17 protein-coding genes and 1 rRNA gene are annotated in these 22,152 nt (G+C 47.1%); 7 read left to right on the forward strand and 11 right to left on the reverse strand.

Annotated elements, in window-relative coordinates; all coding sequences use genetic code 11:
* Window positions 1-18: 18 nt before the first annotated feature.
* The 6 genes from K6Y21_RS07045 to K6Y21_RS07070 all read left to right on the forward strand — a co-directional run bounded on the left by K6Y21_RS07045 (window position 19) and on the right by K6Y21_RS07070 (window position 3,678).
* Window positions 19-573: a sigma-70 family RNA polymerase sigma factor gene (locus K6Y21_RS07045; RefSeq protein ID WP_233071075.1), complete on the forward strand. Its 555-nt coding sequence runs from the start codon at window positions 19-21 to the stop codon at window positions 571-573.
* Window positions 563-1,135, forward strand: a complete 573-nt coding sequence (locus K6Y21_RS07050; protein ID WP_233071076.1) for a hypothetical protein — start codon at window positions 563-565, stop codon at window positions 1,133-1,135. Before K6Y21_RS07045 ends, K6Y21_RS07050 begins: the two co-directional genes overlap by 11 nt.
* Window positions 1,136-1,143: 8 nt before the next feature.
* Window positions 1,144-1,371, forward strand: coding sequence for a hypothetical protein (locus K6Y21_RS07055; RefSeq protein ID WP_233071077.1), 228 nt, complete (start codon window positions 1,144-1,146; stop codon window positions 1,369-1,371).
* A gap of 117 nt (window positions 1,372-1,488) precedes the next feature.
* On the forward strand, window positions 1,489-2,424 hold the full coding sequence (pyrB, locus tag K6Y21_RS07060) for an aspartate carbamoyltransferase (protein ID WP_233071078.1): 936 nt from the start codon (window positions 1,489-1,491) through the stop codon (window positions 2,422-2,424).
* A complete protein-coding gene (pyrI, locus tag K6Y21_RS07065; protein ID WP_233071079.1) occupies window positions 2,421-2,876 on the forward strand; it encodes an aspartate carbamoyltransferase regulatory subunit in 456 nt (151 codons plus the stop codon). The genes pyrB and pyrI overlap by 4 nt, the downstream gene beginning before the upstream one ends.
* Window positions 2,877-3,201: 325 nt before the next feature.
* Window positions 3,202-3,678 carry an Lrp/AsnC family transcriptional regulator gene (locus tag K6Y21_RS07070; RefSeq protein WP_233071080.1) on the forward strand — a complete coding sequence of 159 codons (477 nt, stop codon included), beginning with the start codon at window positions 3,202-3,204 and terminating at the stop codon, window positions 3,676-3,678.
* Between the two features lie 6 nt (window positions 3,679-3,684).
* Here the strand turns inward: K6Y21_RS07070 and cobD are convergent, their stop codons facing one another.
* From cobD to metA, 10 genes are all read right to left on the reverse strand, one after another.
* The gene (gene cobD / locus K6Y21_RS07075; RefSeq protein ID WP_233071081.1) at window positions 3,685-4,767 is read right to left on the reverse strand and encodes a threonine-phosphate decarboxylase CobD; all 1,083 of its coding nucleotides are present in this window, start codon (window positions 4,765-4,767) and stop codon (window positions 3,685-3,687) included.
* A 15-nt stretch (window positions 4,768-4,782) separates the two neighbouring features.
* Window positions 4,783-5,757, reverse strand: a complete 975-nt coding sequence (gene cbiB, locus K6Y21_RS07080) for an adenosylcobinamide-phosphate synthase CbiB (protein WP_285229726.1) — start codon at window positions 5,755-5,757, stop codon at window positions 4,783-4,785.
* A gap of 57 nt (window positions 5,758-5,814) precedes the next feature.
* Window positions 5,815-8,631, reverse strand: a complete 2,817-nt coding sequence (gene prsT / locus K6Y21_RS07085) for an XrtA/PEP-CTERM system TPR-repeat protein PrsT (protein WP_233071083.1) — start codon at window positions 8,629-8,631, stop codon at window positions 5,815-5,817.
* A gap of 15 nt (window positions 8,632-8,646) precedes the next feature.
* Window positions 8,647-10,242, reverse strand: coding sequence for an FAD-binding oxidoreductase (locus K6Y21_RS07090; protein WP_233071084.1), 1,596 nt, complete (start codon window positions 10,240-10,242; stop codon window positions 8,647-8,649).
* Between the two features lie 102 nt (window positions 10,243-10,344).
* A complete protein-coding gene (locus K6Y21_RS07095; protein WP_233071085.1) occupies window positions 10,345-11,160 on the reverse strand; it encodes a PEP-CTERM/exosortase system-associated acyltransferase in 816 nt (271 codons plus the stop codon).
* Window positions 11,161-11,402: 242 nt separating this feature from the next.
* Window positions 11,403-12,482, reverse strand: a complete 1,080-nt coding sequence (locus tag K6Y21_RS07100) for an EDSAP-1 family PEP-CTERM protein (protein WP_233071086.1) — start codon at window positions 12,480-12,482, stop codon at window positions 11,403-11,405.
* A gap of 243 nt (window positions 12,483-12,725) precedes the next feature.
* On the reverse strand, window positions 12,726-15,464 hold the full coding sequence (prsT, locus tag K6Y21_RS07105) for an XrtA/PEP-CTERM system TPR-repeat protein PrsT (protein ID WP_233071087.1): 2,739 nt from the start codon (window positions 15,462-15,464) through the stop codon (window positions 12,726-12,728).
* Between the two features lie 12 nt (window positions 15,465-15,476).
* Entirely contained in the window at window positions 15,477-15,650 is a 174-nt protein-coding gene (locus tag K6Y21_RS07110) for a rubredoxin (RefSeq protein WP_233071088.1), read from the reverse strand.
* Between the two features lie 115 nt (window positions 15,651-15,765).
* Window positions 15,766-19,458, reverse strand: coding sequence for a methionine synthase (gene metH, locus K6Y21_RS07115; RefSeq protein ID WP_233071089.1), 3,693 nt, complete (start codon window positions 19,456-19,458; stop codon window positions 15,766-15,768).
* Between the two features lie 97 nt (window positions 19,459-19,555).
* Window positions 19,556-20,482 carry a homoserine O-acetyltransferase MetA gene (metA, locus tag K6Y21_RS07120; protein WP_233071090.1) on the reverse strand — a complete coding sequence of 309 codons (927 nt, stop codon included), beginning with the start codon at window positions 20,480-20,482 and terminating at the stop codon, window positions 19,556-19,558.
* 115 nt (window positions 20,483-20,597) lie between these two features.
* On the opposite strand from metA, the gene K6Y21_RS07125 reads away from it, so the two are divergent.
* Entirely contained in the window at window positions 20,598-21,857 is a 1,260-nt protein-coding gene (locus K6Y21_RS07125) for a cyclic di-GMP phosphodiesterase (RefSeq protein WP_233071091.1), read from the forward strand.
* 168 nt (window positions 21,858-22,025) lie between these two features.
* On the opposite strand, the gene rrf is transcribed toward K6Y21_RS07125, so the two are convergent.
* Window positions 22,026-22,141, reverse strand: a 5S ribosomal RNA gene (gene rrf / locus K6Y21_RS07130).
* Window positions 22,142-22,152 lie beyond the last annotated feature (11 nt).

A 22,152-nucleotide genomic window follows, 5' to 3' on the forward strand; every position in this document is an offset into this window, starting at 1 on the left:
TGTTGCGGTGGAATGCGCTTGAGTAATTCAGAACCATTATCCGATGAACAGCTAATGCTGAACTACGGACAAGGCGATGCAGCGGCTTTCGAGCAGTTGTATCAAAAACACAAAGGTGGCGTATATCGCTATTTTCTACGTCACTGTAGCCGTGCTGATGTGGCAGAAGAGCTGCATCATGATATATGGATGAAGCTGATTAATGCCCGAGAAACGTATCAGCCAACGGCAAAATTTACGACCTGGTTATACACCTTGGCTCATAACCATTTAGTGAATTACTACCGTAAAAATAACAAGGCACAACTACTGGATTTTGATGATGTAGCTGAGCCAGAAGACGAGCTACCTGAGTTAGATAAGCAGCTCACCCATAGCCGCCAAGCTGCTGATTTAATCAGTCAAGTTGAGAGTTTGCCCGCGCAACAAAAAGAGGTTTTTTTATTGCGCCATGAAGCCGGATTTAGTTTAGAAGAAATAGCCAACTTAACTAAATCAAGTTTTGAAGCGACAAAAAGCCGCTTGCGCTACGCCATGGCCAAGCTGAAAAAAGGGGTTTCATATGAGCAATAAATCAAACATCCATGATGATGCCATTGGCCAAGCATATCAGCAGCAAAGTAACGAACTGCCAAGCAGCGCCTTAGATCAGCAAATTTTGGCCGCGTCACGCAAGGCCGTTGCCGCTAAACCAACACCGGTAGGTAAAACGCGCAGTTGGCGCAATATGCCATTTATTCCGGCAATTGCCGCCTCCTTTTTTGTGGTGGCGGTGTTTTGGGCGCAACAGGAGCCTGATAATGAAACACGGATGCCACAAGCGGAGGTGGCCCCTATGTCAATATCTGCCCCGGCATTATTGAAAAGCGCTGCGCCACAAATGGCCGCTCAGTCTGAGCCAGAAGTGGCCATGCTGGCAGACATGGCGACGCCAGAGACACTTAGCCCACTACAAGGTGTGATAACACAGCGCGCTCAGGCTTGGTGGCTTATCACGCAAGAGCAAGAGGTGTTAATCCACACGCCGCCGAGCAACATTGCCGACTTTGCCCAGCAGCCAGTCACTGTGCAAGGTGTGCTGAGCCAACGTAATGGCGTGACAGAATTAACCATCAAAGATATTAAATTAGATTAGGAGACCCTATGGCATCTCAAGGTTCAGCCGGTAATGTCATTGCCGCTATTTGTAGCTTTTTTATCCCCGGCCTTGGCCAATTAGTGCAGGGGCGTATCTTAGCTGCGCTGTTGTTTTTCCTATTCGTTTCTGCGGGTCACGGTATTGCAGGAATGACATTCGGTATTTTCTTTATTATTTCGGTGCCGCTTCACATCTGGTGTATCGTTGACGCCGCTCTGTATAAAGGCGATTAACGAACCCCATGCCCAAGCCAGGCTTGGGCGCAATCCGACCGATAAAACATAAGCATCGCACCACAAGGGGTGTTATAATCTTGTTCCGGTTGTTCCACGCACCCGGCAGGAAGAAAAATGACAAACCCCTTATATCAGAAAGACATCATCTCAATCGCTGATTTATCTCGCAGTGAACTAGAGTTAATCGTAGCCACAGCAAAAAAACTCAAACACCAACCTCAGCCAGAACTGCTCAAAAACAAGATAGTCGCCAGTTGCTTCTTTGAAGCCTCGACCCGAACGCGGCTTTCATTTGAAACGGCCGTGCAGCGTCTGGGTGGTTCAGTGATCGGCTTTGACAGCGGCGGTAATACTTCCCTTGCACAAAAAGGGGAAACCTTATCCGACTCGGTCAAAGTCATCTCGTCTTATGCTGATGGCTTCTTTATGCGTCACCCTCAAGAAGGGGCTGCACGCCTTGCTGCGGAGTTTGCCTCCATTCCGGTGATCAATGGCGGTGATGGCTCGAACCAACACCCCACCCAAACCTTACTTGATTTGTTCACTATTTATGAGACGCAGCAACAACTTGAAGGTCTCAATATCGCCTTTGTTGGCGATTTAAAATATGGCCGCACGGTGCATTCCCTCGCGCAAGCCTTGTCATTGTTCAACTGTAATTTCTTCTTTATTGCACCGAGTGCGCTGGCGATGCCCGATTACATTTTGGAAGAGCTCGATGACGCGGGGATTAAATATTCACTGCACAGCAGCATTGAAGAAGTGATTGCGGATCTCGATATTTTATACATGACCCGCGTGCAAAAAGAGCGTTTTGATGAAACCGAATATCAACACCTTAAGTCAGCATTTGTGCTCAATGGCAGCATGCTTGAAAACGTGCGTGATAACCTGAAAATTTTACACCCGTTACCCCGTATCGATGAAATTACGACCGATGTTGATATCACGCCTTATGCGTATTACTTCCAACAAGCTGAGAATGGCGTTTATGCAAGACAAGCCTTGTTAGCCTTGGTATTAACCAACTTTTTCCAGGAGCAAGCATGAAAAAGAAGTTAGAGGTTCAAGCTATTGAAAACGGCTCGGTGATCGATCATATTGCGGCTGGGCAAGGCGTTAAAATACTTAAGTTTTTTCAACTTACCGACACCAAGCAAAAGATCACCATCGGGTTGAACTTGCCAACCGGTGGCAGCCAAACCAAAGATTTGATCAAGATAGAAAACACGCAGATCACCGATGCGCAAGCGAATCAGTTAGCCTTATTTGCCCCTGACGCCACCATCAATTTAATTGAAAACTACGATGTGGTAAAAAAATTCAAGGTGCATTTACCGGAATCGATCAGTGGTGTATTGGCGTGTCCAAACTCAAACTGTATCAGCCACAGTGAGCCGGTGGATAGCCAATTTTACATTCGCCAAAAGCAACAAATTAAGCTCAAGTGTCACTACTGCGAAAAGAGTTTTGCGACATCCTTCTTCAAAGAATTGGACTAGTCCTTAGCGCTGAATTTCTGCCATAAAAAAAGCGATTCCAATGAATCGCTTTTTTTAATCTCTGCTATGAACTTAGGTATCGTCCAACTTTGCCGGTAAGCTTAGGTGCGAATCTCTCGCCTGAGCGGCTAATCACTTGCGGTAACAAGGTTTTCGCCAAAATAACGGGTCATTATTTAGACTGCTCAGCTGTGCCCCACTGAATAAAATAGTAACTAAACCAATACGCAATAACTTACCTTTTTTAGCTAAGTTTTGTTGTAGATAAGCAATACTATTTCAACTATCCTAATAAATAAGCAATTATTTATGTGTGAGCACCGAGATGGCGAAATTAGACCGCACCGACAAACATATTTTAACCTTGATGCAAGAAAACGGCCGCATCAGTAATTTGGAATTAGCCGAGCAAATAGGCCTTTCAGCCTCCCCTTGCTCTAGGCGTGTGAAGAGCCTCGAAGAAGCGGGCTACGTCGATAAGCACGTCACCTTACTCAACCCGCAAAAACTCGGTCTCAAATTAACCGCGTATATTCATATCAGTATGGATCGGCACACGCCAGATAGGTTTGAGAACTTTGAACGCGAAGTGGCGCAATACCCAGAAATCATAGAATGCTGCTTGATCACAGGCATGGATGCGGATTACCAATTAAAAGTGATGGTGCCCGATATGGAAGCTTACCAAGAATTTCTACTCGGTAAACTCACCCGAATACCCGGTGTCACGGGAGTGAGATCCAGCTTTATGCTACGTAATATTATGCATAATACCGCGCTGCCTCTTAATCACATCAAGTAAACAACATTAAGCATCATAAAAGCTGAGTTGCCTTAAGGTCGTAATGAGGCGCTGATTATCAGCTCTACTCTTGATGGCAAGGCGAATGTAGGACTCATCTAGCCCCTGAAAATTACTGGCATTGCGAATAACAATGCCTTGATCCAATAACACTTCCCGCAGAGCCGTGGCTTGCCAAACGGGGGGGAGCTGACAAAGCACAAAGTTAACCCGAGATGGATAAGTAACCCAGCCGGGTAACTGAGCTAACTCGTCCATAATAAAAGCACGTTCGGCATTTAACCATTGCCATGAAGCCTCCATGTAAGCCGCATCCTGAACCGCCGCAATGGCCGCAACTTCAGCGAGGGCATTGACACTCCAAGGCTCACGAATGTGCAAAATCCGCTCAGTTAAAGCAAGGTCATGGCAAATAGCAAAGCCTAGGCGAATACCAGGCAGAGCAAAAAATTTGGTTAAGGCCCGAATAACAAACACATGAGGCAAACTTAAACTGGCGATACTCGACGCTTCGCCTTGATCGACAAATTCAATAAATGCCTCGTCCACCAGCAGGCGACAATCATTAGCTTGCGCCAACTTGGCCAACTGCGCCATTTGTGCAAGATCGATAAACTGACCCGTTGGATTGTTGGGGTTGCACACGACAAGCACATCATAACGTTTTGCCTGCAACTGCTTGGCTAGCTGGGCAAAACACAAGCTAAACTCACTTTCCCCCTCCAACTGACAAAAATCAACTTCAGCGCCAACCGCCTCTGCCGCTCGCTGATATTCAGCAAACGTCGGGGCAATGATTAACACGTTATTCGGGGAAACGGCCTTAAAATAAAGATAGATAAGCTCAGTAGCCCCATTACCTTGGATGATGCGCTGAATCGGCTGATGGCAATACTCAGCCAACGATTGGCGTAATTGCACATAGTCTGGATCTGGGTATTGCAACAAGCAATCTAATTGCTTTGTTAAGGCATGGCGAACACTTGCCGGCAACCCTAACGGATTTATATTGGCGCTAAAATCTAACCAGCCTTGCTCACCGTATTGACGGACTAAACGATGTACATTACCTCCATGCAGTTCGCGCATATTCTCTCCTTAACATTAAAAGCCCATCGTCCCCGCTAACCCAAGCAGCACAAATAAAGCCGTTAACAGCGAGCTCACATACACTAAATGCACATTTTGCTTAATATGCTCAAGTTGAAAATCCGCTCGCTTATCGCCGATGGTGGGTTTAACTTGTTGCTGACCAAAATACGAGGTTAAGCCCCCAAATTGCACTCCCAGCGCGCCCGCAACAGCGGCTTCGGGATGAGCCGAGTTAGGGCTAGCATGGTTGTGGCGATCACGCCAGAATATACGCCAAGCGCCGCGCCAGTCGTAACCTAATATCCAAGCCGCCATTGGGATAATCAACGCCCCAGTGAAACGAGCTGGCAACCAATTAGCCCAATCATCTAGCCGCGCCGAAAACCAGCCAAGCGCAAGGTAGCGTTCATTTTTATAGCCCCACATAGAATCAAAGGTATTTATGGCCTTGTAGGTCATGGCGACCGCCGCTGTCGCGCCGGGCAACCAGGTGCTGAGCAACGCCCCCAGCAAGATGTAAAACAGCGGAGCCGTAATGGCATCAACAATATTTTCCGACAAGGTTTCCATGGTGCTACGAATCACCTGTTGTTGATCCATTTCACCCGTATCTCGGCTAACCAAATAGCTCAGCTCTTGCCGCGCTAACGCCATGTCTCCTTGCTGTAATATTCGTCGTACCTTGCTACCTTCTTGGCATAAACTACGCGTGGCTAAGCAAGTATAGAGTAGGTAAAGCTCGAGCAACCAATGGCTTTGCGCTAACGTCAGGCTAATGACAAATACCACGACTAGGATCAATAAGTTGGCAAAAATTCCATAAAACTGCGCCGGAATGGTTAGACGTTCATAACCTCGCTCAGCCCCTTTGATCAAGACACCAATGCCCTGCACGGGATGAGGAATACGCTGAGGATCACCAAGAATAAGGTCGGCCAAATAGGCACACAATATGATAGCAGGAGTCAGAAAGCCGCCTGAAAGCAAAATAATGGGGGCGCCTAAGTTAACAAAACTTAGACGCAATAAACAAGAGCGAAATCTCTAACTAATTGACGACAATAACGCTTTAGTCTCGCTCAACCCCGAATAATCAGCAAAATCAGCAATCAACTTTTCTAATACGGCTTTTGCTTGTTCTTTTTTACCATTTTTAAGCATGGCTTGAGCAAGGTGGTGCTGAATTTCAGGGTTATCCGGTGCCGCTTGCACCGCTCTTGTAAGTAGGCGCTCAGCCGTGATACCGTCACCTTGCTGCAACAAAATCACGGCCAACGTATCCATCACGCCGGGATTATCTGGCGCCATATCATGGGCTGACTGCGCATGCTTTAATGCTTGAGGGTAATCACCCTTCTTGTGGTATAACCAAGCTAGGTTGTTTTCAATATGATAATCAGGCTCGACTTGTTCACTCAATTGCTTCAGTGACGCAATGGCGGCCTGATCTTTACCCGCTAACATTTGATAATCGGCTAATACCCTTAGCACCAATACGTCTTGCTGATAGCGCTCCAGCCACTGCGATAGCAGTGAGATAGCCTGCTGCTGTTCATCTGCAGACCAGTGCGCATTGGCGAGCTGTAACAATAAGAAGTTTGTTTCGGTGCTTTGCAGTGCGCGCTCGTAATAACGAATTGCATCACCAAAATTACCTTGTGCCAACTCTAACCGTGCTTGCATCTCATCTACCATGGCCGTGTTGGGAAAACGCTGGCGGTAATTGGCAATCGCTTCGCGGGTTTCAACATACTTGCCTTCACTTAATAGCAAGCGAATATCCAACATTGCAATGGGCGGGTAAAAAGCGTTCGCTTGTAATGCTTTATCTAACTCGCGCCGGGCGCTGGCCAAATCATTGGTCATGGCATGAGCATGCGCTAAATGAAAGTGCCCCAAATAACTGGCTGGGTAACGGGCCGTAAATGCCGCTAAACGCTGCTTAGCCAGCTCCCATTGCTGGAAATACTGTAATAATACGCCACTGTAAAATAAGATTTTGGCTTGGGCAGCTGTCGGTTGGGGATGTTTTTCCAACATATTGGATGCAAGAACGAGCGCCTGCTGCGGCTGATTATTAAAAAATAGATACTCGATCATAGGCAGGTTTACCTCTAGGTTATCGGGGTGATAACTGAGGGCTTGGGTTAAATAAGCTAGACCTTGCTCCAACTCGTCTGCTCGTATGGCTAAAAAATGTAATTGCATTAAGCTTTTCAGATCGGTTTTATCTTGCGCTAATACCGCTTGATAATGCTGCTGAGCCAACGCATAGTCTTTGCTCTTTAAGGCGAGGGCTGCCAAATTGTACCGAGCTGATTTATTTTCTGGCGCTATCTCTAACGCTTTTAAAAAGGCTTGCTCAGCGGGCTCAAGTTGCTCATTTAGGAAATAGGCTGCCCCTTGTAATAACCAGCCTACTTCTAACTCGGGTAAGCGTTGTTGTAATGCAACAGCACGCTGCAACGCCTCGTTCACATCTCCTTTTTTCAGGTAATTGAGGATCAAGGCGACCTCAATATCATCCTGTTCAGGCAGTTTCTGCTGCACCTCTTGCAATTGCGCTATGCCCTGATCGATGTCGGGTTGTAAAAAAGCGGCTTTCGCCATTAACAAGTTCAGCGAGCGATCATCTTGTGCCAGCTGTGCCGCCTGTGCAAATAACTGACGAGACAAAATAAAGTCTTTATTCTGCAGCAATGCTTCCCCTGCCGCCTTTAATAAGCTGGCATCTTGCTGATTAAAATCAGAAGCATTAATTGCACTCAGGGTTTCTGTCGCGGCGAGCTCATCACCCAGCTTAAATTCAATTGCCGCCTTGAGTTTAATGCCATCGCTGTAATTGGGATAGGCATAGGTCACCTTGGTGATGTGAGCAAAGGCTTTTTCGTATTGCTCTAATGGATATGCGGATGCGGCGGCAACAAAGTGCGCCGCGATGTGTGAACCATCTAAACCTAGTACCTTATCTGCCATATCCATGGCCGCTTGATACTGTTTATCCTCAAGCATGAGATAGGCTTTAAGGTAATTGGCTTCAACGTGATTGGGGATGACTTTTAGTATTTGAGCTAAGGTTTGTTCAAGTAACTCGTCCTGTTCACTGACAAGATAGGCTTGCGCTAAATTCAACAACACATCGGGGTTCGAATATTGTTGCTTGGCCAATTGCGTAAATTGCGCGATGGCTTGCGGGTAGTCCTGTTGCTCCAACAGAACTTGCCCTCTTAGCTGCATCGCTTTGGCAAAAAATGCTTGTTGCTCAATCGCCTTATTTAAGTTAGTTAACGCTTGCTCTCGTTCATCATAAGCCAACGCTTGTAGTGCACTGGCAAATAATAATTCCGCGGTCACTCGTTCTAGCTCACGCGCCTTAGTCAAATAAACCAAGGCTTGTTCCGCTTGTTCTTGCTTGGTTAATTGCTTAGATAATAAAGCAAGTTGAGCAAGTAAGGCGAAGCGATCGACCGCGGTTTTATCAGACCAGATCTCGGTCGGCTCAAGTAACTTCGCAACCCGTTGATTTTCTCCTAAAACTAATAACACCTTAGCTAACGCCAAGCGGTGCTCGGGCGTGTCTTGCTGCGCAACCACCTTACTTAGCTCTTTTTCGGCAAATAAATACATGCCGATCACCTCATAAGATTGCGCCAATCGTTTTTGCGCTTCAATATGTTGAGGGTTCACCTTCAACACATTTTTTAACTCAATAATGGCGCTCTTATGGTTATCTTGCTGCTGGTAAGACACGGCTTGCTGGAATGCAGCTTGTTCATCTATGGTACCTTCACCGCATCCCTGTAGCCCTAATATGCAAATCAAGCTGGCATAGCTCAACCAAGTGCTCATAGGTTTCATCATAGTTTCCCTACCTTTCTACTCTTGATAACGGCCCGGTGACATTATCCTATTGGGATCGAGAGTTTGCTTAATGCCTTGTACCACTTGTAAATACCCAGGAGCAGCGTCGGGTAACATGGTCATGGCGCGCGTTGACAGCCGATATGGAAAATAGCCGTCATCGGTTAGTGCCTTAAACAAGGCATCGTGACAGGCCAAGGCTTGCTTTTCCTGCTCAAGATTGTCCCTGTCATAGGTAATACAAATCACGCAATCGATACAGCGCTCCGTTAACAATGTCATTGAAATAGCAGGCTCAAAGCCATACTCCAATAAATACTTGTAAACCAGATGTTCTAGTCGAGTGGCATGCTCACCCGTCATGGGGGCAACGGGGGCAAGCCACAATAAACCACACTTGTCTCTATCTGGGTGTGCAGCGTCCATATCCGGTGGCGGTTGCTTTTTGCGCCAGTAAGTACTGGGAATAAAAGCATTGGTTGGCACCCCACGTTTTAAATGATAAACCGGCAAACTCTTATCAAGAGCCCCTTTAAGGTCAAATCCTGTTACCCATTGATAGGGCTTTTGGATTAAGCGAGCCACACGCAATAGTGAATCATCAAGGAACTTAATTTTATGGGAGGGAATGTGTTTGAGCGCTTGCTTGATTCTCCTTCTCGCCACGGCCACTTCAAGCCAACTGCCATATAGCGCCCCCGATGCATTCCACTCTTTGGCGTCTAACTGGGTTAATCTCTGCGCCAACCACTCCCTCGATAAGGGCGTGGTATCATTCATGGCCTGCCACGGATATTGGTCAAAAGCCGACACCACCTTGTCACCATTGACCAAGTGCATGGCACTTTTTAATGTCCCATCAAGTCGTAGTGGTCGTAGCGCGTCTACCATAGGGCCAAAGTCTGCCTTATCAACACTGCAAAAGAAGGCTTGGAAATAAGCCGGTTTAGGCATTAACCAAATGGTCATCTGGGTGACCACGGCAAACGATGACTGACTGAATAAACCGTCTAAATAGGGGCCGACCCCCCAGTGATAAACCTCTGCAGCTTGTGCCTTCGCAAACCGAGCAAAGCCGGTTTTAAAACACGCCCCACTTGCCAACACCACTTCCAAACCACTCACATTGGCAAAGTGATCGCCGTAAGGCGTATGGCCAAACCCCCGTTCCATGGTGTTGCCTATGATGCTGCATTCTTGTGATGACCCCGTGGCATCCATCCAAAGAGCGCCACCTTGTTGCTGTAAAAAGTCATAAAGCTGCTTTTGGGTCACGCCAGGCTCAATGGTGACGTAAGCCAAATCAGGGTCAAACTTGACGATGTTATTCATCAAGCTTAAGTCCAAAATAGTACAACCGTCTGCCGTAGGTACCGCTGAGCCATAGCCCCAATTTTTGCCCGAACTAATGGGATAAATCGGATCTTTATTCTCATTAGCCAGCTTGACAAGCGCTTGCACTTGCTCGGTAGATTCAGGTTTGAGAACGACTTTCACCGTTTCAGATGTTTCATAGGTTGCGGTTTCATAAGGCGCTAACTGCTCAGGCTGAGTGAGTATATTCCGACTTCCCACAATCTGAGTGTACTGTTGGAGTAATGCCTGATTCATCACGTTATTCCTTACTTAAACCGTATTTCTGAGTGTAGTTAATGGCCAGATATTTCGCCCTGCTAAGTCAAAATAAATCCCTCAGATTCCTCCGCTATCGCGTTAATGCTTCATGGCTTGTGCCAGCCCCTTCTCTAGATTCATATGTAATAATTTGAAACCGGGCGACAGGTTTCTTAGAAATAAGATGGGGTTAATGTAATAGGGTGCCCGCTGACCATGATATTCAACCGTGGGCCCAATCTGCTTAAACTTGATCCCGACAAAACGCATACTTCTCGCCAATCTTGGTTCCATCATTACAAAGCAATGTTCTATATCTTGGTTGATAACAATTGAGGCTGCGCTGAGGTAAAGACCAATGGCGATAAAGGGAAAACAACGTAGCTCGGTTTCGGAATACGTATCCTCGTTAACCGCACCGGTTTCAGCACCGGCAAACTTATCCGCATTACGCCGGCGAAACTCAGCAGGCACGGCCAATCGAGAAATTTCACATATCTTATTACGTGGGAAGTTGGCTGGATTTAAATGCGGGTCCGTGATTGCCCCCTTACAGTATTTCTCCAATGGTAACAATTGCTCTGAGGCTTGGGGTGTCACCACCCTAACACAACCAGCGTAATGCTGGCTGGCTTTGTGTTCAATGACACAAAAAATGGAGTAAGGGTCGAAATCATCTTGCTCTTTGCCATCTGGCTTGGGTGGTTCAAATGCCAGCTCTTCACAGTAAACGTTATGACGTATTTTATGCACTTCATCACGCAGAGCTGTCTCATGGGCTATCAGCGGCTTAAGATATTGATCAAAATGATGCGCTATTTCATTAGCCTCTCTACTGGCCTTAAACGACACCACTTTGCGAATTAGATAATTGATCCCGGGTAAATGAATTATCTCACGTTTGAGGTTACTCATACTGCACTTCCCTGAATAGCTTCATTAACGTTACTTATTGCCATCCTTGATCAAACAGATAACGGCTTAGATACCTGACTTTTCCTTATTCACCATATTCCAGACTAAATCAGGGATAAGCCGAGTATCTAAGCAATCAATACTGCAAGCCTTAGGTGGGCTGTCAGCTTTTTTTACACCTTTGGTAAACTCGACAGCCAAGCACCTAATAAGTCTATATAACTAGGTGCTTGGCACTGAGGTTATTTTTTGCGACGAATTTGCGATAAGCCCAATAAGCCTAAACCAAATAGCGCAACGGAAGCTGGCTCAGGTATTTTTAGCGAAGCGGTCACGGTTGTACCTGTGGTTGCCTGGAAGCTATATTCACGCCCTGCCACCAGTAGCTCACTCGAGGTAAGAGTGATTGAATCAGCGAAACTAGCAGTTCGAGAGCCTGGCGCACCATCGGTTCTTGAGCGAGAACGATTGAGATCCAATGCAGCCCATTCCAAAATAATATCGCCAGTGAGTTCATCAACTAACTCAAATGTTTGGTTGAACTCCGCCACGGCATTGGCGCTTTCGGGTGGGTTGGGAATCGTATCAACAAACGCTTCAGCAAACACCGAGGCGTCAAAGCTAATATTAAAGCTAGTCGCCGGCCCCGACCAAATGAAGGTCACCGCAGTCGTAAGCTGGGTATCCACATCGGCAAAACCGAGACCGTCTGTGATGAGCTCCACTGTACTTTCAGCACCAATATGAGAACCGGCTGTAATATAGTCAAATACTTCAATATCTGGGGTCAGTGGATCGGCATCATGATCGATAAACACGCCCAAACCATTAATGACACCGTCACCGTTGAGGTCATAGTTAATTGATGTTCCTGTGAGTAATGAATCGGAATAGGAACGATTAATCAGTTCTCGAGTACCACTGGTCATTAAGGTGGTATTAAAGTCATTGTCGACTAAGGTACAGCCAGACCCAACACAAAAGTCGTTTGCATCATAGTCAATGACGAGATCCGCAATGGTGCCACCTGCTGCAAGAACCTCAAACGGCTTAATCTCTATCCCCCCATCTTGCTTAGTGACCGAGTTTAGCGTCGCGCTGATGTTAGAAGTATTACTGGCCGCAGGCAACACCCCAGACGTGCTCGTAGGTCCAAAGTTTAGATTGGAAAAGGTTGTGCCGCTATCATCGTGAAAACGAAGATTTTTTAGCTCTAGAGTAGATGTGGCGAGCACACCCACAGCGTAAGCGGGAAGTGACATACCTGCAAACACTGCTCCCGCAAGGGCAATATTGAGGGCTTTCTTAGTAAACTTGTCCATGGTTTTACACCTCGTACTTAGGATGATTCAAAGGCCAAACTACTGCCTCTGAACCTGTGGATTGCATACAAGGTGCCAAAATTTAAATTAGATTAATTTTCAGCCCGTTAGGTAGTTGCTGCCGCTTTTGATTGGCGACTCTCAGCGAAATGTGTAAAAGATCCTGACACTGATACCTAAGACACCTCAACACGCTATTTCGGCGCAAATACGATTGGATCTTGTCACGTAACTATCAGGTAGCTAGGAGCCTTGATTGATCATCACGATCCCTTGCATTGCTTTGACTTGTTTTCTAATGGCTGGCTGCACCGCTTGCACCGACAAACGCTGGAGTATCGCGCTCGCTTGCTGATAATCTTCCAAACCAAGATACGCTTGTGCTAAATGCAACCACATTGCCTCTTTCCTTGCGGTAGGTGCAATTTTTCTCAACAAATTAACGGCTTGCTGAAAATCAGATTGTGAAATTAACACACTGGCGTAAGTATCGATAACATCGTGGTCTTGTGGTGCAAGCCGATACGCTTGCTGAATCAAGGGGAGAGCCATATTGACTTGCCCTAACTGGTTATAACTCCACGCTAGATTGTTGAGTGCCACTGTATGTTCAGGCTCAATTTTCAACAATTGCTGCCAACCTTGTTGAGCGTGACCGATGTCACCCCGCTGCCAAGCTAACTGAGCTTGCGCTTGTAACAGGTCTTGCTGCTCTGCAAACCTCCTCTCCCCTTGCGCGATAATGGTATCCGCCTTGGCAGGTTGTCGCTCGGCATAATAATAAGCTAAGTCGATTAAAGCGGGCTGCCAAGTGCCCTCGGCAAGTTGAGATTGAATAACGGCATTGGCACGACTTAACTCGCCCCGAGCCAGCGCAATATAGGCCTTTAACTGCGCTTGTTTTGATGCTGCTAAGCGATTCATTCCCGTGACGGTCTGCTCAAGCTCATGCCATTTTCCCAATTGTATTTGCAAGCGCGCCACCAGCTCTAAATACCAAGGGTTTTGCTGCATCGGGTATTGCAATAAGGTGGCCAGTAAATCGTCATAAGCCCGTTGGCGAAGCTTAAGATCAGCCAGTAACACGAGGTATTTTTGCTGCACGGGGTGACGGCTAAGTAAGGCGTGTAAGGCTTGCTCGGCTTGCAATCTATGGCCGAGTTGCACATGAGCCAACGCCCTTAACCACAGCACCTCGGCACTGCCTTGCTGTTCGCTGACTAGCTCAGCTAGCTGGCTAAGCGCTGATTCAGGTTGCTGCTGTTGGATCAGTAGTCGGCTCAGCCTTAACTGATTCGATGGTGAAAGCGGCTGGTAATGTGTTGCCAACAAGCGTTCTAACGCTTGCTCTGGTCGTTGCAGTTGTAAATCAATATCAACCCATAAGCTCAGCCCAGATTGCGTGATGGGCGCTAAATTAGCCCAGCTAGCTAAACTGACCTCGGCACTGTGCCATTTACCTTGTGCGTACTGACTGACAGCAAGTAAATACAGTAGATCAGGCCACTTGTTTTGTTCAAAAGCGGCTTGTAAGCGCTGCTCGGCTAGCAAAGGTTGTTGCTGCGCTAACTGCAACCGTGTCAGCAAGGTGTAACCTTGTATGGCATTGTCTGTGATGATGTCATCCACAATACCTTGCGCTGATGGCCATTGCTGCGCCCGTAAATACGCCTCGAACAATATCAGCTGGCCTTGATCCCCATGCTGCTGAGCATGGGCTTCGAGGGCTGCGATACCTTGCTCGAGATCGCCTTGCAACAGTTTAACCAGCCCTGTCTGCATACTAACATCATTCTTTCCTTCAAGGATGGCATTGGCTTGGCCCAATAAATGCTGGCCAGCCACATCATTCCCCTTTTTAATGAGCGACGAAGAAAGGGAGAGTAATAGCGGTAACTGTGCGACTTGCTGCCACTGCGTTCGCTCTACCAGCAGCGCCGCTTGGTCCAATTGGCCTAGTTTCATCAAGGTGTCGGCTAACAATTGCTGAACAATATGCTGCTCCGGAAAAGCGTCGACTGTCTTTTGCAATTGGCCATAGGCTTGTTCCCAATTTGACAAATAATAGTGGCTAATGCCATTGATCAAGCGCGCGGGGTAGCTTTCTCCTTGTACTAGGATTTGCTCACTCAAGCTTAACGCACGCGTAAAGTCTTGCTGCTGCAGCGCTAGATAGGCCTGATTGAATAGATGCTGTGGTTGTTTGGGATCCCGCTTTTGTACCTCTGCAATCAGGCGTTGGGCCGTTGGCAGATCAGCCTGTGCAAAAGCAATGTCTATTGCCAATAAGGTGTAGCCAACGCGATCAGGCGCGATGCTTAATAACTGTTGTAGCACTTCCATTGCTAGCGAGTAGCGCTGCAAGACATATAAGGCTTTTGCTTGCAGCCAGAGACTTCGTTGGTCGCGAGCTTGCAATGCGAGTGCCTGCTCCAGCCAACCCAAGGCCGCTTCGGGTTGCCCCTCTGACAACAAAATACTAGCCTTAGCAACATGGTGGTAAAGGCTGTCTGGTGCGAGCATAAACAGCTGATGATACCATTCTTGCACAGATGAAGGTTGCAATGCGATGGCTGCTTCAATCTGATACATCAGCAATTCAGCTTGCTGCATCGGCGGTAAGTTAGGGGGTAAGGTTAAACGCAATATAGGCTCATATCGTCCTTGCCAGCTATAAGCTTGAGCCAGCGCCACTCGCGCCTCTTCGAGCCCCAAATGATTGGCAAAACGTAATTCTTTTACTGCTGCATCCAATTGGTAGTCGGCTAAATACAACAAACCAAGCTGAAGCCGAGTCGCTGCATTTTTACCATCTTGACGGATACTTTGTTTTAAATGATAAGCGGCATTAGGCCAATCTTGTTGTTCAATATACAAACGAGCCTGTGCTTGATGCTCGGCGGCAGTTGGCCCGCCACAAGCCGATAGCAGAGCACAGCTAACGATCACTATCACACCACCTATGCAGAAAAAGTGGTTCATAAGCAAACCCAGTTAGCTCATCATCTGCATATCAAAGCTGGCTTTATCGGCACCACAATCCGGACACGTCCATTCACTGGGCACATCTTGCCATGCAGTCCCCGCAGGAATGCCTTCTGCTGGCCGGCCTTTCGCCTCATCATAGATGAAGCCACAAATCTGGCAACACCACATTTTCTTTGCCATTTCGCACCTATATTAAATTGATTGACTTATTACTAAGCATAGCTGGCGATAACCGGCAAGGCATAAAAAAGCCGCTTGAAAAAGCGGCTTGGAGAGGGTCGAAAGTAAACCGATTTTAAGCGTCTGGGTTGTAGCCTAAATTGGGCGCTAACCAGCGCTCTGCTTCGGCTAAGGTCATACCTTTACGCTGCGCATAATCCTCAACCTGGTCTTGCTGGATTTGCGCCACGGCAAAGTACTTACTCTCAGGGTGCGAGAAGTACCATCCCGACACCGCCGCACCCGGCCACATGGCGTAGCTTTCCGTTAGTTTCATACCAATTTCGGCTTCCACATTAAGTAACTTCCAGATCTCACCTTTCTCGGTGTGCTCAGGACAAGCCGGATAACCCGGCGCCGGGCGGATGCCTTGGTATTTTTCACGGATCAGCTCATCATTATTCAGGTTTTCGTCGGGGGCATAACCCCAAATTTCTTTACGCACTTTTTGGTGCAGTAACTCGGCAAAGCCTTCCGCTAGACGGTCACAAACCGCCGACATCATGATGGCGTTGTAATCGTCATGGTTGGCTTTATAAGCTTCGATTAACTCGGCCTCACCAATACCACCGGTGACCGCAAAGGCGCCGACATAGTCTGCCTTGCCTGACGCTTTCGGTGCGACAAAGTCAGATAAACAGTTATTGGCATAGCCTTCGCCTTTTTTGGTTTGCTGACGCAAGCCGCATAAAGTAGTCAACACTTGGCTGCGCGATTCATCGGTATAAACCTCAAGGTCATCGCCTACGCGGTTGGCAGGGAAGATCCCCAAAATACCGGCCGCCTGCACCTTGCCACTGGCTTCAAGTTCATCCAGCATGGCATTGGCATCTTTAAATAGGCGTTTCGCTTCTTCACCCACCACTTCATCTTCTAAAATGCGTGGGTATTTACCCGCTAGCGACCACGTCATAAAGAACGGCGTCCAGTCGATAAATTCACGAATTTCCTTGATCGAGAAGTTTTCAAACTTATGAATGCCTGGCTGCAGCGGCGCTGGCGGCGTGTAATTGTCCCAATCCAGTTCAAGACCATTGGTACGCGCTTCAGCAAGGGTAACCGGCGGTGTGCGCGGCTTTTTACGCGCATGTTGCTCGCGCACGGTTTCGTATTCTTTGTTGAGACGCTCGACAAAGGCAGGCTTGCCCTCTTCACTCAATAAAGTTTGGCAAACACCTACTGCGCGTGACGCATTCGGTACGTAAACCACAGGGTGGTCGTAGTTTTGCTCTATCTTAACCGCGGTATGCGCTTTCGATGTGGTGGCTCCACCTATCAATAATGGAATGGTAAACCCTTGACGCTGCATTTCTTTGGCGACATGCACCATTTCATCCAGCGATGGCGTGATCAGGCCAGATAGGCCAATCATGTCGGCATTTTCTTCTTTGGCCACTTTTAAGATCTGATCGCACGGCACCATCACACCTAGGTCGATGATTTCATAGTTATTACATTGCAGTACCACGCCAACAATGTTTTTACCTATATCGTGCACGTCACCTTTGACGGTCGCCATCACCACCTTACCTGCGGTTTGGGTGCCTTCGCCTTTTTCAGCTTCAATGAAAGGCTGTAAGTAGGCTACTGCACGCTTCATCACGCGTGCCGATTTAACCACCTGAGGTAAGAACATTTTACCCGCACCGAACAAATCACCGACCACGTTCATGCCATCCATTAATGGCCCTTCGATGACGTGTAACGGTCGTTCTGCGTTGGCGCGCGCTTCTTCGGTATCTTGTTCGATAAATTCGGTAATGCCTTTCACTAAGGCATGTTCAAGGCGTTTATTCACCGACCAACTGCGCCACTCTGCCGCCTTAGGATCTTCCGCTTCTGCGCCTGATTCGGCGTATTTACCCGCAATATCCAGCAGCTCTTCGGTGGCACCCGGATGGGTGTTAAGCACCACGGCTTCCACTTTTTCTTTTAACTCAGCGGGAATGTCGTCATAGATAGCTAATTGGCCTGCGTTAACGATACCCATGTCCATGCCGTTTTTAATACAGTAGTACAGGAACACGGCGTGAATGGCTTCACGCACCGGGTTGTTACCACGGAATGAGAATGACACGTTAGACACACCGCCCGAGATCATCGCGTGAGGCAGGTTATCCTTGATGTCTTTCACCGCTTCAATAAAGTCCACGGCGTAGTTGTTATGCTCTTCAATACCGGTTGCCACGGCAAAGATGTTAGGGTCAAAGATGATGTCTTCCGGCGGGAAGCCGACTTCATCAACCAGAATACGGTATGATTTTTGACAGATTTCAAACTTGCGCTCACGGGTATCGGCTTGGCCAACTTCATCAAACGCCATCACTATCACTGCCGCACCATAACGACGAATCAGTTTAGCTTGCTTGATAAAGTTTTCCTTACCCTCCTTCATACTGATGGAGTTAACGATGCCTTTACCTTGCACACATTTTAGGCCCGCTTCTAAGATTTCCCATTTCGATGAGTCAATCATGATCGGCACTTTAGAGATCTCCGGCTCCGTTGCACATAAATGCAGGAATTTTTCCATACAATGCAACGAATCCAACATGCCTTCATCCATGTTGATATCGATGATCTGAGCCCCCGCTTCAACCTGCTGTTGTGCCACTTCTAGGGCCGTGTCATATTGCTCTTCTTTAATCAGGCGTTTAAAGCGCGCCGAGCCCGTTACATTGGTACGCTCACCGACGTTTTGGAACAAGGTATGAGAATAGATGTTTAGCGGCTCTAAACCACTCAAACGACAGGCAACTTCGATTTCAGGTAATTGACGCGGCTTAACACCTTCAACGGCCTTAGCCATGGCTTTAATATGCCCAGGCGTGGTACCACAACAGCCACCCACGAGGTTTAAAAAGCCTTGCTCGGCCCATTCCTTGATATGCACCGCCATTTCATCGGCTTCAAGGTCATACTCACCAAAGGCATTGGGCAAACCCGCGTTAGGGTGCGCTGATACGTACGTTTCACAGATGCGCGATAGCTCTTGCACATAGGTACGCAGCTCATCTGGCCCTAATGCACAGTTTAAGCCAAATGAAATAGGCTTAACGTGACGCAATGAGTTATAGAAAGCCTCGGTGGTTTGCCCCGATAAAGTACGCCCGGATGCATCGGTAATGGTACCTGAGATCATCACAGGTAAGACGATCCCCATATCGTCGAACACGGTTTCTACCGCAAACGCAGCCGCTTTGGCATTCAAGGTATCAAAAATGGTTTCAATCAGGATGATATCAGAGCCACCTTCAATCAGTGCTTTGGTGGACTCGCGATAAGCCTCAACAAGCTGATCAAAAGTGATATTACGAAAGCTAGGGTCGTTTACATCAGGCGAGATAGAAGCGGTGCGGTTAGTTGGGCCCAATACCCCCGCCACAAATCTTGGATTAGTGGGATCTTCTGCTGTTTTTGCATCCGCCACTTGGCGCGCTATTTTGGCAGCTTCAAAGTTAATTTCGGCAGACAAGGCTTCCATATCATAGTCTGCCATCGCAATGGTGGTGGCATTAAAGGTGTTGGTTTCTAGAATATGAGCACCCGCATCGAGATAAGCCTTGTGAATCTCAGCAATCAACTCTGGCTTGGTTAACACCAATAGATCGTTGTTTCCTTTAACATCACAATGCCAATCAGCAAAACGCTCGCCGCGATAATCAGCTTCTTCCAGTTTGTAGGACTGGATTTCTGTTCCCATACCACCGTCAATTAGCAAGATACGCTTGGCTAATTGTGCTTCCAATAACTGCTTTTTATTTTCCATTGCTTCTACTGCCTGTACCGCGGTCAACATTGCCGCGATTGTATCATATTTAGGCTGAGTAAGCGTTTTACAAACCCTTACCCAGTGCTTAGTGGGCTTACTCGCTGCGACCGAGTTGGTCTAGATCATAAGGCGTTTCTTGATAAACGCAGTAATTCAACCAGTTACTGTATAGTAAATTGCCATGGCTACGCCAAGTGGCGCGTGGCGCTTGCTCACTATCATCATTAGGGTAGTAATTAACTGGCAAGTTGGGCGCTAAGCCTTCATTTTGGTCTCGAATATATTCTTGGTGTAAGGTGTCACTGTCATATTCCGGATGCCCTGTGATATAGACCTGACGACAATCTGTGGTCGCCGCCAAGTAAACCCCTGCTTCGTCCGAATTGGCAAAGATGTTAAGGTCGGTATGTTTACCTATGGTTTCAGGACAAAACTTAGCGTAACGGGATAAAGGGGCTTGAAAGAAGTCATCAAAGCCGCGCACTAAAGGATGCTGTTGGTTGAAGGTTTGATGCTCGAATACCCCAGAATGTTTAACCTCGTGAGATTCTTTCTTCAAGCCATAGAGCACATTTAAAGCCGCTTGTGCAGCCCAACATAAGAACAAGGTTGAAGTCACATTGTGCTTTGACCATTCAACGATTTCGACAAACTTATCCCAATAATACACTTGGTCAAAGGGGACGGTGCCCAGCGGTGCACCAGTAATAATAAAACCATCCCACTTTTGGTTTTTGACCCGGTCAAAGTCTTGGTAAAAGGCATCTAAATGCTCTTTAGGGGTATTTTTTGACGCCCGTGCGTCGACCCTAACTAACTCGATATCCACTTGTAAGGGGGTGTTTGAAAGTAAACGCATTAATTGCGTCTCGGTTTCAATTTTTTTGGGCATTAGATTTAATATCAATACCTTAAGAGGACGGATATCCTGATGAATCGCTTTCGATTCGGGCATTACAAAGATATTTTCAGATCTTAACACGTCAACCGCAGGTAAGGCGTCTGGAATACGAATAGGCATGGTTTTCTCCAAAAATGTCTAGACTTCCAGAAGTCTACATAAAAGAGATTAACTTGTCAGCTAGGAGTTGCGATATGCTAAAGTTATAGCACCCAGCTTGTTGCCAAGGATCTTAATGGCAGAACTCAAAATATCTGTAAACCGATTACAATTAGGCAATTACGTTAAGCTTCCCGTGAACTGGGGAGACCACCCTTTTCTGTTCAGTAACTTTAAAATCAAGTCACAAGAGCAAATTGATGTCATCCGTAACCTTGGCCTGAAACATGTCACTATCGTTCCCGATAAGTCCGACAATCTACCCTTGGCGGTCGATACTCCAGTTGCCATACCTTCCAATGAACAAACCGATGCAGCAAAGGCCATGGAAGCAGAGCTATGGCAACAAAAGCAGAAACGCATCGAAGAACTCAAGAATTATCGTCGGCAGTTACAAAAGTGTGAAAAAGACTTCGCAAAAAGCATGTCACAAGTAAGGTCTGTCATGGGCAAGATCCTAAACCGACCCCTTACTGCCATTTCAGAGGCCACCGAGCTCATTGAGTCGATGGCAGAGTCCTTGATGAGCACAGATAATTCAGTGCTGCATTTAATGAGTGAATCAAAGGAAACCGAAGCTCTTTATTACCATTCATTAAATGTGAGCGTGTTGAGCATGATGCTAGGTAAAGCATCTGGTTGTTCATTGGAAGAAATTAAAATGTTAGGGCTAGGCTCACTCTTTCATGATATTGGCCAAATTAAATTACCTTCAAAAATAGTGAGGGGAGTTGGCAACCTAAACCAAGCCGAACAAAACTTGTATCAAATGCACTGTAACTACGCGATTGAGCTGCTACAACTGGTTGAAGATTTTCCTGAGGCCGCCAAGACAATTATTTTGCAACATCATGAATATGCTGATGGCAGTGGCTATCCGGCAAAGCTAAAAGGGGACCAAATAGACAAATTGGCACAAATGGTCGCCTTGGTGAATCGCTATGACAATATCTGCCATCCGACCGACATACGGCAAGCCAAGATCCCCTATCAAGCGTTATCCATTATGTTTAAGCAACAGGCCAAATTGTTTAATAAGGATAACCTTGGCCGTTTAATTAAATTACTGGGGATCTACCCACCTGGGAGTGTCGTGCAGCTTTCAAGCGGTCAAGTGGGTATGGTGATGTCAGTTGCTTCAGACCGACTTTTGTTTCCCAAAGTGCTGGTATTTGATCCGGCTGTGCCCAGAACAGAAGCCCCCATCATAGATTTAGAAGCGGCGGAGTTAAGTATTGAGAAAGTCATTAAACCGCAAAGCTTACCGCCTAATGTGCACGAATATTTAAACCCAAGAGTCAGGACCAGTTACTATTTTGAACATGATGAGAAATAGCCTGACAACAAGGAAGTCTTGTAATGATCCATTCGGAACAATGTGGGAACTAGGTGGGACCCGAGCTTGCTCGGGGAATGGGTGTATCTACTCTGCTTTTCTGATTTGTTTATTTTTCTTTAGACGTAAAAAAGCCCAAGTCGCTAGACTCGGGCTTTCTTGTTTGGCGCTTGGCGGTGTCCTACTCTCACATGGGGAAGCCCCACACTACCATCGGCGCTGCTGCGTTTCACTTCTGAGTTCGGCATGGAATCAGGTGGGTCCACAGCGCTATTGCCGCCAAGCATAAATTGTC

The sequence above is a fragment of the Motilimonas eburnea genome (genome assembly GCF_021295345.1).
GTDB lineage: Bacteria > Pseudomonadota > Gammaproteobacteria > Enterobacterales > CBDFNC01 > Motilimonas > Motilimonas eburnea.

Excerpts from the sequence above, each read along its gene's own strand:
- cobD (WP_233071081.1), bottom strand. The coding sequence starts at position 4,767 with ATGCGCGAACTGCATGGAGGTAATGTACATCGTTTAGTCCGTCAATAC.
- K6Y21_RS07090 (WP_233071084.1), bottom strand. The coding sequence starts at position 10,242 with ATGAATCAGGCATTACTCCAACAGTACACTCAGATTGTGGGAAGTCGG.
- K6Y21_RS07055 (WP_233071077.1), top strand. The coding sequence starts at position 1,144 with ATGGCATCTCAAGGTTCAGCCGGTAATGTCATTGCCGCTATTTGTAGC.
- pyrB (WP_233071078.1), top strand. The coding sequence starts at position 1,489 with ATGACAAACCCCTTATATCAGAAAGACATCATCTCAATCGCTGATTTA.
- K6Y21_RS07125 (WP_233071091.1), top strand. The coding sequence starts at position 20,598 with ATGGCAGAACTCAAAATATCTGTAAACCGATTACAATTAGGCAATTAC.
- metA (WP_233071090.1), bottom strand. The coding sequence starts at position 20,482 with ATGCCTATTCGTATTCCAGACGCCTTACCTGCGGTTGACGTGTTAAGA.
- K6Y21_RS07095 (WP_233071085.1), bottom strand. The coding sequence starts at position 11,160 with ATGAGTAACCTCAAACGTGAGATAATTCATTTACCCGGGATCAATTAT.
- K6Y21_RS07110 (WP_233071088.1), bottom strand. The coding sequence starts at position 15,650 with ATGGCAAAGAAAATGTGGTGTTGCCAGATTTGTGGCTTCATCTATGAT.
- pyrI (WP_233071079.1), top strand. The coding sequence starts at position 2,421 with ATGAAAAAGAAGTTAGAGGTTCAAGCTATTGAAAACGGCTCGGTGATC.
- K6Y21_RS07100 (WP_233071086.1), bottom strand. The coding sequence starts at position 12,482 with ATGGACAAGTTTACTAAGAAAGCCCTCAATATTGCCCTTGCGGGAGCA.
- metH (WP_233071089.1), bottom strand. The coding sequence starts at position 19,458 with ATGGAAAATAAAAAGCAGTTATTGGAAGCACAATTAGCCAAGCGTATC.
- K6Y21_RS07070 (WP_233071080.1), top strand. The coding sequence starts at position 3,202 with ATGGCGAAATTAGACCGCACCGACAAACATATTTTAACCTTGATGCAA.
- K6Y21_RS07050 (WP_233071076.1), top strand. The coding sequence starts at position 563 with ATGAGCAATAAATCAAACATCCATGATGATGCCATTGGCCAAGCATAT.
- prsT (WP_233071087.1), bottom strand. The coding sequence starts at position 15,464 with ATGAACCACTTTTTCTGCATAGGTGGTGTGATAGTGATCGTTAGCTGT.
- prsT (WP_233071083.1), bottom strand. The coding sequence starts at position 8,631 with ATGATGAAACCTATGAGCACTTGGTTGAGCTATGCCAGCTTGATTTGC.